This is a genomic window from Crocinitomix catalasitica ATCC 23190 (assembly GCF_000621625.1).
Classification (GTDB): domain Bacteria; phylum Bacteroidota; class Bacteroidia; order Flavobacteriales_D; family Crocinitomicaceae; genus Crocinitomix; species Crocinitomix catalasitica.
The window spans coordinates 36,830-49,033 of sequence record NZ_JHXV01000006.1 but is presented as its reverse complement, the minus strand read 5'-3'; the positions used below and the strand labels follow the sequence as shown (position 1 = coordinate 49,033).

Here is a 12,204-nt window from a genome sequence, read left to right as displayed (position 1 = left end):
TCATTTAACTTTTTTGGTATTGAACAGTCCTAGTAAGACTTATAGTAAACCCGTATTTAAACAGAAGATGGCAGACCAAAAAAGTATCAAGAATGCGCTAATTTCAGTATTTGACAAAAGTGGATTAGATACAATCGTAAAAAGACTAGACGAATTAGGTGTAACTATTTATTCGACTGGAGGAACTCAGAAATTTATCGAAGAACTTGGAATTAAAGTTGAGCGTGTTGAAGATTTAACTTCATATCCTTCAATTTTAGGTGGTCGAGTAAAGACCTTACATCCAAAAGTATTTGGAGGAATCCTTTCTAGAAGAGATAATGCGCAAGACCAAGAGCAAACAGCAGAGTTTGAAATTCCAGATTTAGATTTAGTAATCGTAGATCTTTATCCTTTTGAAGCGACTGTAGCTTCAGGCGCAAGTCAGGCGGATATTATTGAAAAAATTGATATTGGTGGTATCTCATTAATTAGAGCTGCTGCAAAAAATTATAATGATGTAGTAATCATTCCTTCTCAAAGTGAATATGAAACTTTCGAGCAAATCATCACAAAAGGAGATGGAAGTACGACATTAGCGGAGAGAAAAGCATTTGCCCGTTCGGCATTTGAAGTTTCTTCGCATTACGACACACATATTTTTAATTACTTCAATCAAGGAGAGAAAGATGTGTTTAAACAGAGTATTGGGCAATCGCAAGTTTTAAGATATGGAGAAAATCCACATCAAAAAGGTGTGTTTTATGGTGAATTAGATGCCATTTTTGATAAATTACACGGGAAAGAACTTTCTTATAATAATTTATTAGATGTTGATGCGGCAGTTCAATTGATGGCTGATTTCAAAAACAGTGATCCAACTTTTGCTATATTAAAACACAATAACGCTTGTGGTTTGGCAACACGTTCAACAATCAAAGCGGCTTATCTTGATGCTTTAGCAGGTGATCCAGTTTCAGCTTTTGGAGGAATATTAATTTCCAATACAACAATTGACAAGGCAACTGCCGAAGAAATTAATACTTTGTTTTGTGAAGTTGTAATTGCACCGAAATATGATGAAGATGCATTGCCAATTTTGAAAGAAAAGAAGAATAGAGTAATACTCGTTCAAAAAGATGTGGAGTTACCTAAAAAACAATTTCGTACAATCTTAAACGGGGTACTTGAACAAGATAAAGATACAATTACGGATCTAAAAGTAAATTTTGAGACACGTACAACGACTGCACCTACAGCGCAAGAATTAACGGATTTAGAATTTGCCAATAAATTGGTAAAGCATACAAAATCGAATACAATTGTTTTAGCAAAAAATGGACAACTTTTAGCAAGTGGAACAGGACAAACTTCACGTGTTGATGCGTTAAATCAAGCGATTCATAAAGCGCAATCGTTTAATATGGATTTAAAAGGAGCAGTTATGGCTTCAGATGCATTTTTCCCATTTCCAGATTGTGTTGAAATAGCTTTTAATGCAGGAATCACTGCTGTTGTTCAACCAGGCGGATCTATTAAAGATGAATTGTCGATTGATTATTGTAATAAAGTTGGAATGAGCATGGTATTTACTGGGAATAGACATTTTAAACACTAGTAAATTAAACAGAGAATTTAGATAAGGTAACCTTATGTGTTACTTATCAGTATATAAGAGTGACTTAAAATAAATTAAATCGGAAATAATAACATCGAATGGGGCTATTTGATTTTTTAACACGTGAAATTGCAATTGACTTGGGTACTGCAAATACACTAATTATCATGAATGATAAGGTAGTAGTAGATGAACCCTCGATTGTTGCAAGGGATATACAAACTGGGGCGTTTGTAGCTATTGGAAAAACAGCACAACAAATGCACGGTAAAACGCATAAATTAATCGAAACTATTCGCCCGTTAAAGGATGGTGTTATTGCTGATTTTGAATCTGCCGAACAAATGATTCGAGGCATGATTAAAATGATCCATACAGGAAACAGATTAATCAGTCCTTCATTAAGAATGGTTGTTTGTATACCTTCTGGTATTACGGAGGTTGAAAAAAGAGCCGTAAGAGATAGTGCTGAGCACGCCGGTGCAAAAGAAGTGTTTTTGATTCACGAACCTATGGCTGCTGCTATTGGAATTGGAATTGATGTTGAAGAGCCAATGGGTAATATGATTATTGATATAGGCGGTGGTACATCTGAAATTGCAGTCATTGCATTAGGCGGTATTGTTTGTGATAAATCAATTCGTGTTGCCGGTGACGACTTTACTAAAGACATTGAAGAATACATGCGTAGACAACACAATATTTTAGTTGGTGAGCGTACAGCTGAGCAAATTAAAATTGAAGTTGGTTCTGCCTTAACTGATCTAGGCGATAAAGCTCCACCACCATTCGCGGTTCGTGGACGAGATTTAATGACAGGTATTCCTAAAGAAATCTCTATTACTTATTCTGAAGTGGCACATGCACTTGATAAAAGTATCTCAAAAATTGAAGAGGCAATTCTTAATGCGTTAGAAATGACACCGCCAGAATTATCTGCTGATATTTATAAAACAGGTATTTATTTAGCAGGTGGAGGATCAATGTTGAGAGGATTAGATTCTAGAATTTCTGAGAAAACTAAATTACCTATTCACATTGCAGAAGATCCGTTGAGAGCAGTTGCGAGAGGAACAAGTATCGCCCTTAAAAATATCGGTCGATTCCAGTTCTTAATGAGATAATCAACTGTTGAATTATATCAAAAGGTAATGACCCTTATTTGGAGAAAGAGAAATGCGAAATTTATTTGAATTTTTAAAACGGTTTAGAGATTTTTTAATCTTTCTAATCTTACAGGTCATCGTTTTAACTTTCTTCTTCAATAGTAAAAACTACCATAAATCAAAGATGGTCAATACCTCATCTAGCACAGTTGGCTGGTTTATTGAGAAAAGACATAATATTACGCAGCATTTTAACTTGATTGATGCCAACGAGCAATTACAAGCCGAAAATGCGCGATTGAGAGCAAATTTACCTGAAAGTTTCTACCAATTACAAGATCGACTTTATTCGATTGAGGACACATTGTATCGCAAGCAATACGAATACATCCCTGCCAAAGTTATCAACTCATCAAGTAATAAGCAGAATAATTATTTGACATTAAACAAAGGTGCTATTCAAGGAATTGAAACGGGAATGGGTGTTATTTCGCCAATTGGGGCTGTTGGAATTGTTGTTGATGTTTCTGACCATTATTCTATAGTTATGACTGCTTTGTCAAACCATAGCCAGCTCAATGTAAAACTTAAAACAAATAACGAATTTTGGTTGCTTTATTGGGACGGCATAAACAGTGATTATGCACAAATAAAAAATGTAAAAAGAGATGCAATTTTTAATGTTGGGGATACAGTAATTACACGAGGTGGCGCAACGCAATTTCCTGAAGGTATTTTTGTTGGAACAATCGCTGAGCAAACTGCGGTAGATGGAGAACAATCAATGTCCTTAAATGTTGAATTAGGCGTTAACTATAATGCAATTTATCAAGTCTACATTATCAGAAATTTAATGAAAGGTGAACAACTTGAAATAGAAGATAGAATATTGTCAGCAGATGAAAACTAATACTTGGATTATATATTGCATCAATTTTATATTGGTAGTCCTCATTCAAGGACTGGTTATTAATAATATTGAAATCAATACTTATTTAAATCCGATGATTTATCCAGTAATGATTATGATGTTGCCTTTTGAATTGAACATCTTGGTCACCATGTTAATCGCTTTGGTATTGGGTGTTTCTGTGGATGCGATGAGTAATACTTTTGGTTTACACACTTCGGCGGCATTAATTATTGGCTATCTGCGTCCTACTGTTTTAAAATTAATTGAACCACGCGATAGTTATGATACAACACTTTTACCAAGTATACATGACATGGGAAAACTTTGGTTCCTTTCCTATGCAAGTATTTTAATTGCCATGCATCATATCTGGTTCTTTACGATCGAGATTTTGAAGTTTGACCAATTTTTCTTCATTCTTTTGAAAACAATATTCAGTTCGATATTTTCGTTATTACTAATTATCTTATTTCAATATATTTTTTACAAGCCAACTAAAAAATGAGAAATTTAGACAATCGAAAATATACAATTGCACTTGTTTTTCTATTAATCTCAGTGACTTTCACTGTTCGCCTCTTTTATATGCAAGTGGTAGATGGACAATGGAAAGAAAGGGCTGCACAAATTTCTGAGAATAAAATATCTACTTATCCTGCGCGTGGAATTGTGTATGATAGAAATAATGTAAAGATTATATCGAATGAAATTTACTATGATATTCATGTAATTCCCAAACAAGTTAAGGATGTTGACAGCTTTAAACTGGCCAAATTATTAGATATTACAATAGAGAAGTATTCTGAGAAAATGGCGGCTGCAAAAGATTATTCTTACCGAAAATCTTCTGAAATAGTTCGACAAATTCCACCCAACGAATTCGCTTTAATTGCGCCAGAATTATACAAGTACCCTGGCTTTTTTGAGGTTGCAAGAACATTGAGAGTTTATCCTAAAAAAATTGCATCTCATGTTTTAGGTTATATGAACGAAGCCAGTCCGGCGGATATTGAAAAAGATAGATACTATAAACCGGGAGATTATATTGGACGAAGCGGAATTGAAAAAATGTATGAGAATTATCTCCGTGGCCAAAGAGGTGTAAAATACTATTTGCAAGATGCAATTGGAATTCCAACGAGTAGGTATGAAGACGGTAAATATGATACCCTTGCCGTGCAAGGAAAGAATATTACTTTAACGCTCGATTGGGAACTACAGGCTTATGGCGAAGAGTTAATGAAAAATAAATTAGGAAGTATTGTTGCAATTGAGCCATCTACCGGTGAAATTCTAGCCATGATATCTGCGCCAGATTATGATCCAAATTTATTAGTTGGTAGACATCTAAGCAAGAACTATACGAAATTACAACAGGATACTCTTTTGCCATTATACAATCGTTCTATTAGCTCTAAAAACCCTCCAGGATCAACTTTTAAAACGTTGATGGCATTAGTCGGCATGCAAACAGGCGCAATTACTGAAAATTCGAGTTTTGCATGTAATAGAAGTCTTTCGGGTTGTCATAATCATCCAACTGCCCGCAACGTTTCTGACGGTGTTAAAATGTCTTGTAATCCGTACTTTATTAGTTTAACACGACGAATTATTCAACCAGGAAAGGTGAAAAGTATCTTTAAGGATGCTGCCTTAGGAATGGATGTTTGGGCGAAGCATGTAAAGAGTTTTGGTATTGGCGAAGATTTACATACCGATCTTCCATCAGTTGTGCGAGGAAAAGTGCCAACAAGAGAATATTATGACAACGAATTCCCAAGTAAAAGAAATCCTTACGGACAATACCGTTGGGCATTTAGTACAATTTATTCGAATTCAATTGGACAAGGTGAAGTACTAACAACACCACTTGAAATGGCGAATATTGCAGCAGCTATCGCAAATCGAGGTCAGTTTTTCTATCCTCATTTTATTAAAGAGATTGAAGGGGAATATTTACCTGATCTCTATACAAATCCAGTTAAAACAACAATTGATACGACTTACTTTAGACCGGTTATTGACGGAATGTGGCGCGTAGTTCACGAGCCTGGTGGTACAGCTAGAAGAGCAAGAATCGACAGTCTAAATGTATGCGGTAAAACAGGAACGGCAGAGAATTTTAAAATGGTACATGGAAAGCGAATCCAAATGACAGACCATTCGATCTTTATGGCATTTGCACCAAAAGATAATCCACAAATTGCTATTTCAGTATACGTTGAAAATTCTGGGTTTGGAGGAACATGGGCAGCGCCTATTGCAAGCTTAATGATAGAAAAATTCATTCGAGGAGAAATATCGGATAAAGCAAAAGAAACACGTGTGTTAGAAGCGAATCTAATTCCTGACGAAGATGATTATCTTAAAAAATGAGAAATCAAGAAAACAAAATATTTGCTAATATAGATTGGACTTTGTTCGTCATCTATATCGTCTTGGTACTTCTTGGTATCTCTAATATCTATTCGTCTGTTTACAATCCTGAAAAATCAAACATCTTTAATTTAGATACAGAACATGGTAAACAAATTATGTGGTTTGGTGTATCGCTATTTTTTGGAATCGTTATTCTTTTTTTAGAATCCAACTTTATTCGAAAATATGCTTACTGGTTTTACGGGTTTACGATGTTCTTATTGGTTGCCGTATTATTCACACCTCCAATTAACGGTGCACGTTCGTGGTTCGGGTTTGGCAGTGTCGGTATCCAACCTTCCGAATTTGCAAAAATTGGCGTAGCATTGGCTTTGTCACGATTCTTTGATCAAGCGCATAGTTTCTCTGATCGCGCATCCTCTTTCAATAAAAAAGTAGGGTTAAGCAATTTATGGGGAATGGTACCATTCATTTTAAAGAATAAAGAAACCGCTTTAATTTTAGGTATTCCTTGTGTATTAGTATTGCTACAACCTGATGCTGGAACCTTTATCATCTTCACCTCTTTCATTCTGGTTTTATACCGTGAAGGGTATGCAGGAAATATGTTGTTATTTATGGTTATCGCCATAATAATTGCAGTAATAACCTTATTGGTTGCCGATTCAAGTTTTGAACTTCCATTAACAGATATTAAACTTTCCGGAAAGGCAGGTATCATTATAACCTTGGTTGTTCTGGTTGGAATTTTTGCCTTGTTAATCAAGAATTTTATTTTAAAAAGGAATAGGAAATCATTATACAAATCTCTTTTTGGCAGTTTATTAGTCGCTGTTATTTTTGTCAACTTTATTGAGGTTGGATACAGCAATATTCTGCAATCCCATCAAAAAGTACGAATTGATTTATTGTTAGGAAAAATTGATGATCCTGATGGGGATGGTTATAATATTAACCGAGCAAAAGCTGCAATTGGCTCGGGTGGTTTTATTGGGAAAGGTTATAAGCAAGCAACATTAGCGAACGCTCATCAAAAGCATGTACCAATGCAAAGTACAGATTTTATATTCTGTACATGGTCGGAGGAACGAGGTTTTATTGGGTCCTTTCTACTGGTTTCACTTTACACCTTTTTATTGTTGAAAATTGTTGTCATTGCTGAACGGCAAAGATCACACTTTACAAGGGTATATGCCTATTGTGTTGGCTCGATTTTCTTCTATCACTTCTTAATTAATGTTGGTATGGCAATTGGTCTTGCCCCTGTAATTGGAATTCCTTTGCCCTTCTTTAGTTATGGAGGATCTTCGATGATGTCTTTTTCAGTTTTAATTTTTATACTGATTAAATTAGATTCGGAACGTAAAATTGTATTACAATAAAAGTTTATGCTTAAAGATTTATCAGCCCCTATCCAATTAGTTGCGTTTATAATAATTGTATTTATAATGTCTGGGGTCGGTGAAATTATTTTTGGCTTGGCCATTACTCCATTTATAACAGAACCTGTTGATCAATTTGACTGGACTGATCCTCGAATGACCTTAACCCGTGCCCTATTCTTTCAAATATTTAGCTTCTTAATCAGTTTGATGCTCTATATGCGTTATGTTAAGGCTAATTTCAACGAAATTATAGATGTTGGCGCATTACGTATAAAACCTTTTTTAATTACGTTAGGCGTCTTTATAGCGGGATATTTTCTAATGGATATTTTGCAGTTATTGAACGAACCCCTCAGAAATTTGATTCCAGAACATCCAGCTATTTTATATGAAGATGAAGTCAATGCCATGCAAGAAAAATTGGTATATCACAGCGATCCTGTTCAACTGGTTTTTACGCTATTCATTATGGCATTGTTACCTGCAATTTGTGAGGAACTAGTTTTTAGAGGGTTTTTGATTCATAATTTGATGAAATCGGGAGGAAATGTAAACGCATCAATTTTAATCTCCGCACTTATTTTTACGATTACACATTTTCAACCACTCAAGTTTTTACCAATTCTATTTATGGGGATTTGTTTAGGCTATGTTTATACCTATTTCAAGAATATTAAATACCCGATTATTTTACATTTTCTAATTAATGCAAGTCAAATCATCATTGCATATTACAGTTTCAACTTTTAATCGATAATATTTTCTTCTAAAACAAGAGGATCATTTCTAAACCTTAAAAATAATTGAATCAATGCAATTACATCCTTTTGACAATAGGTAACAATTCTTGCTAAGTCATTTTCTTCGTAATATACACGTGCAACATCTGCTCCTGAAATATCATCTTTAGGGGTTGGTACTTTGAAAATATGACACAATAAACTCATTGACGTATAATGTTTATAATCGCCAAGCTTCCATAATTCCATTGTGTCTAAATGATTAATTTCCCAAGGTTTTTTACCTGCAATATCAAGTGCTGCTGGTAAATCAATTCCATGAATCAACATCCTCCTTCCAAGAAAAGGAAAGTCAAATTCTTTGGCATTATGGCCACATAAAATGTGATAAGGGGAATTATAGTGTTTGTTCAATAATTCGGCAAATTCTTCGAGCAATAATTTTTCATCATCACCAGCAAAAGATTTCATTCGAATGGTTCGACCTTCCGGTTTATCTTGAACGATGCCACAAGAAATACAAACGATCTTACCAAATTCGGCATAGACACCTGCACGATCGTAAACATCCTCTGCCGTCAGTCCATCTTTTTGAAAAAACTTTGTTTTATGGGTGTATAATGCCGCGGTTTCATCATCAAGATCACTAAAGTTGTAAACTTCTGGAACCGTTTCGATATCTAAAAATAGTACCTTTTCAATATTTATTTTTCTAAGCTGCATGGGTAATGGTTTAATTCTCAAGATAATGAAAATCTTTTAGATCTGATCCTTTTCTTGTAAAATTGAAAACGGTTTCAAATTAAATCATCACTCCTTTTTGATTGAGGATAGGGATATTAATCATGTTTTCATCAAGAATAGACTCGGCCAAAAAGATGTACTTCTTGTCATACATTTGATTCCCACTATAAAAACTTACCCAATACTCATTATTTACACCAAAAACATCTTCCACAATTGGTTCAATTTTTGCGTATGAATTTCCTTCAACATCACCAATAAAATGCCTTAAAACAGAAGTATTGATTTTTTCACCCGTTGTTTTATTCTCACCGTATCCTTTTGATGAAATCAATACATTCTTCAACATTGAGTCGCGAAAATTTAATAAATATACATTGTATATTTCATGCGTTTTCTCTTCATTTAATTCCTTAACGACCGCAACTGATACTTTATCAACTTTTGGAATTTCAATGTCTTTCTTCATGGTATTTAGCAAAAATAAATAAAATCACTTTGTAAAGATCTACTAATTCATGTATTTTGGAATCTTAATTAGCAAAGAATCGCATTAAACAATTTGCATGAGTCTTAATAAATCGAATTTGGTCAAGTCTTTGATACTCCTAATACTGATTTATTTTGCTTTTATTATTATTCCTAATGGCCCTGGAATCACTTTCGACTCTATTACCTTTTTACAAACGGGCAATAATTTCTTTTCAAACCTTCACTATGTGCGATCCGGACCTGAAAACCTCGTATTTGCTGGCGATACATTTCCAGCTTATACTTTATTGGCTACAATCTTTAACCAATATGTTTGGTTGGGATTGTTCCTACAAATCTGCCTATTTGCTTTAAGCCTTTATTATTACTCCAAAATTATCATTGCCAATAATTCTTCCGTTCTCAACCTCCTTTTCTTTACATCAATTTCCGTGATACTTTGTTATTATAATGTCTGGACAGAAAGTCTTTATGGGCTCCTTTTTTTAATGCTCCTTTTTAACCTTACAAAACCTTTTAGTAGAAAAGTCTTATCGACAATTTGTATTGTTATTGCATTATTGTGCTTTACAAGGTTAGTGGGTATTGTTATCGGCGGATCCTTATGCCTTACTTTATTCATTCGGAAAGAATATAAATCTTCTTTAGCAGTAATAATTGTAACCATTTTAAGCTTTTCAACCTGGCTAGGAATAGGTTTTTTATTCCTTGGAGAAACTGCTCGGCCAATGGTTTTTCACCCTCCTACTTTATTAACACTACAACAATTCCCTTCAGCTCTTGGTGGATTCATATTTCCCAGACAATTCTCAGAAATTATACCAATTCTTATTGGTTCCTTTTTACTTCTTTTACCCCTATTCCATTTAATTCGTTTTAAAACTAAACAAGTTCAACTCTCAATTATTGAACTATTTTTAATCCTGCATTTTTACGGCTATATCCTTTTCTTAACGCTATCAATTACATTTATTGACATCAGTACCCCAATCGAATCTAGAACATTAATTCCTCTTTTCATTAACCTCTTAGTCCTTTTTCTTTACGTATTCAAAAGAGAATATTTATCCTTTAAGAATAAAAGAATAATGAATGTTTCATTTGTATTTATTTTGATTGCGTCCGTTTGTTTGAATATACTACCAAGTTTAGATTTACGTAAAAATGGATTTGGTTATTCTGCCAAATTTTGGGATACTTATGCTTTTCCCAATTATCTCAAAACTTTATCATCAAATACTGTATATGTGAATGATAAATCTGCCGTTTTATATTTTACAGACTTTGAAATTCAACCTAAAATATTACCCGAAAAGTTTAATGTAACGTCTTTGGTTGAAAATCCTGCTTTTAACCAACAATATGAAAAACTCATTGACACTTTGATTAAGAATGAAACAGCTTATATAATTTGGATAAGTAATGGTGTGTTAATTAATTACCCAACTTACCAAGAATTAAAGTCAGATCCGCATTTAAAGGTCGAATATGACGATGGAGTTTGCCTTGTATTAAGTGGTAAAAGAGCTTAGCTCCCTCCTGCTTGCGCCATTATTGTTAAGCCTATTGATATGTATGCAGGGACTTCAGTTCGATGCCCTTCCATTGCATCATCTTGTATCTCTGGTGTATTCACCCAATTCGCTTCCACTCCCGAACCTGTTCGAACGATAACTAAATCTTTTTCAGGAATTGAGATGATATATTGTCCAGACATTCCTCTGAAATATGAAACCTTATATGGTAATCCATTATAGATCCAATATTGAAAACCATAAAGGTTATTCGGTTTCCCATCTGGCTTTTTAAGCGGTGCTAAACTAGAAAATTCGCTAATATATGCCTCACTTACCAACTGTTTGCCATTCCAATTCCCATTGTGATTAATTAATTTACCCAACCTCAAAAAGTCTCTAGAAGTAGCATAAAAACAACAGAATGCTTTTTCATTGCTTTCCTCGTCTCCAGCTAAACTCCATAATGCTTCACTTTCAGCACCCATCGGAATCCATAATTTTTCTGAAGCATATTCAGATACAGATCTACCAATTGCCGCTTTAAGAATGTACATTAATACTTGTGTATCTCCACTTTTATAACGAAATGTTTTTCCCGACTCCTCCTCTATTGTTCTTCTATTCAAAGCTAAATCCCTATCGTCCGTATCGTAATATAATTCGGCCACATCACACATCGGACTGACATAGCTTTCACTCCACGATAAACCTGAGGACATATTTAATATTTGTCGAATGGTTATATCCTTCTTCTCATCATTAAATTCAGGTAAATAATTCGCAACAGGTTCGTCTAAAGACTTGATCAATCCTTCGTCATGCGCCACTCCAACTAATAGTGAAACGATTGATTTTGCCATTGAAAAAGAATTCCCCAACCGATTGACATCATGTTCTCCCCAATATTGCTCATAAATAATTGTATCACCCCAAGCCACTAAAAAAGATGCAGGTTTTAATAATTCTACCCTTGTTTTTTGTTTCTCTGAAAAGATAAACGAACCTAAATCTGGAGAATCAATCCAAGCTTGGCTGGCTCCATTCTCAACAATTCTATTCGTAAATACATCCTTGTCGTATATGGTTGGACGAATATGTCCTTTCATATATGTATTCGCTATCCCTTTATAAATATAATAACGACCAGAAACAATGATAATTAAATTTCCAATGATGATCAATGCCAGCATAACAATGCCGATCCATTTTAACGATTTTTTGAGCCTTTTCATTATAAAACCTGAGTTTGATTATAGCAAACGCACACAGTTGATTTCAACTTACTTAGATAAGACATGGTTTTGAAGAAGTATTTACTACGAAAAATCATA

General features: G+C 34.3%; 11 protein-coding genes. 8 read left to right on the top strand and 3 right to left on the bottom strand.

Going from position 1 to position 12,204, the window contains the following annotated elements; genetic code table 11:
- The first annotated feature begins 67 nt into the window (after positions 1-67).
- From purH to T367_RS0104120, 7 genes are all read left to right on the top strand, one after another.
- Positions 68-1,597, top strand: coding sequence for a bifunctional phosphoribosylaminoimidazolecarboxamide formyltransferase/IMP cyclohydrolase (purH, locus tag T367_RS0104150; RefSeq protein WP_027418717.1), 1,530 nt, complete (start codon positions 68-70; stop codon positions 1,595-1,597).
- Between the two features lie 98 nt (positions 1,598-1,695).
- Positions 1,696-2,721, top strand: coding sequence for a rod shape-determining protein (locus T367_RS0104145; protein ID WP_027418716.1), 1,026 nt, complete (start codon positions 1,696-1,698; stop codon positions 2,719-2,721).
- A gap of 52 nt (positions 2,722-2,773) precedes the next feature.
- Positions 2,774-3,613, top strand: a complete 840-nt coding sequence (mreC, locus tag T367_RS0104140; RefSeq protein ID WP_027418715.1) for a rod shape-determining protein MreC — start codon at positions 2,774-2,776, stop codon at positions 3,611-3,613.
- A complete protein-coding gene (locus T367_RS0104135) occupies positions 3,603-4,121 on the top strand; it encodes a hypothetical protein (protein WP_027418714.1) in 519 nt (172 codons plus the stop codon). Before mreC ends, T367_RS0104135 begins: the two co-directional genes overlap by 11 nt.
- A complete protein-coding gene (mrdA, locus tag T367_RS0104130) occupies positions 4,118-5,992 on the top strand; it encodes a penicillin-binding protein 2 (RefSeq protein ID WP_027418713.1) in 1,875 nt (624 codons plus the stop codon). Before T367_RS0104135 ends, mrdA begins: the two co-directional genes overlap by 4 nt.
- Positions 5,989-7,377, top strand: coding sequence for a rod shape-determining protein RodA (gene rodA, locus T367_RS0104125; RefSeq protein WP_027418712.1), 1,389 nt, complete (start codon positions 5,989-5,991; stop codon positions 7,375-7,377). The genes mrdA and rodA overlap by 4 nt, the downstream gene beginning before the upstream one ends.
- Positions 7,378-7,443: 66 nt before the next feature.
- Positions 7,444-8,130: a CPBP family intramembrane glutamic endopeptidase gene (locus T367_RS0104120; protein WP_211252682.1), complete on the top strand. Its 687-nt coding sequence runs from the start codon at positions 7,444-7,446 to the stop codon at positions 8,128-8,130.
- Here the strand turns inward: T367_RS0104120 and T367_RS0104115 are convergent.
- Positions 8,127-8,843 carry a ribonuclease H-like domain-containing protein gene (locus T367_RS0104115; protein WP_027418710.1) on the bottom strand — a complete coding sequence of 239 codons (717 nt, stop codon included), beginning with the start codon at positions 8,841-8,843 and terminating at the stop codon, positions 8,127-8,129. The two genes, T367_RS0104120 and T367_RS0104115, sit on opposite strands and share 4 nt — an antisense overlap.
- A gap of 79 nt (positions 8,844-8,922) precedes the next feature.
- Complete coding sequence (locus tag T367_RS0104110; RefSeq protein ID WP_027418709.1) at positions 8,923-9,333, bottom strand: hypothetical protein; 411 nt, start codon at positions 9,331-9,333, stop codon at positions 8,923-8,925.
- Between the two features lie 97 nt (positions 9,334-9,430).
- On the opposite strand from T367_RS0104110, the gene T367_RS0104105 reads away from it, so the two are divergent.
- On the top strand, positions 9,431-10,888 hold the full coding sequence (locus T367_RS0104105) for a hypothetical protein (protein ID WP_027418708.1): 1,458 nt from the start codon (positions 9,431-9,433) through the stop codon (positions 10,886-10,888).
- Here the strand turns inward: T367_RS0104105 and T367_RS21310 are convergent.
- Positions 10,885-12,105 (bottom strand): serine hydrolase domain-containing protein, encoded by a 1,221-nt coding sequence (locus T367_RS21310; protein ID WP_051568337.1) that lies wholly within the window; start codon positions 12,103-12,105, stop codon positions 10,885-10,887. The genes T367_RS0104105 and T367_RS21310 overlap by 4 nt on opposite strands.
- Positions 12,106-12,204 lie beyond the last annotated feature (99 nt).

Bases quoted from the DNA above. Each gene is read 5' to 3' on its own strand.
- purH (WP_027418717.1), top strand. From the start codon at position 68: ATGGCAGACCAAAAAAGTATCAAGAATGCGCTAATTTCAGTATTTGAC.
- T367_RS0104145 (WP_027418716.1), top strand. From the start codon at position 1,696: ATGGGGCTATTTGATTTTTTAACACGTGAAATTGCAATTGACTTGGGT.
- mreC (WP_027418715.1), top strand. From the start codon at position 2,774: ATGCGAAATTTATTTGAATTTTTAAAACGGTTTAGAGATTTTTTAATC.
- T367_RS0104135 (WP_027418714.1), top strand. From the start codon at position 3,603: ATGAAAACTAATACTTGGATTATATATTGCATCAATTTTATATTGGTA.
- mrdA (WP_027418713.1), top strand. From the start codon at position 4,118: ATGAGAAATTTAGACAATCGAAAATATACAATTGCACTTGTTTTTCTA.
- rodA (WP_027418712.1), top strand. From the start codon at position 5,989: ATGAGAAATCAAGAAAACAAAATATTTGCTAATATAGATTGGACTTTG.
- T367_RS0104120 (WP_211252682.1), top strand. From the start codon at position 7,444: ATGTCTGGGGTCGGTGAAATTATTTTTGGCTTGGCCATTACTCCATTT.
- T367_RS0104115 (WP_027418710.1), bottom strand. From the start codon at position 8,843: ATGCAGCTTAGAAAAATAAATATTGAAAAGGTACTATTTTTAGATATC.
- T367_RS0104110 (WP_027418709.1), bottom strand. From the start codon at position 9,333: ATGAAGAAAGACATTGAAATTCCAAAAGTTGATAAAGTATCAGTTGCG.
- T367_RS0104105 (WP_027418708.1), top strand. From the start codon at position 9,431: ATGAGTCTTAATAAATCGAATTTGGTCAAGTCTTTGATACTCCTAATA.
- T367_RS21310 (WP_051568337.1), bottom strand. From the start codon at position 12,105: ATGAAAAGGCTCAAAAAATCGTTAAAATGGATCGGCATTGTTATGCTG.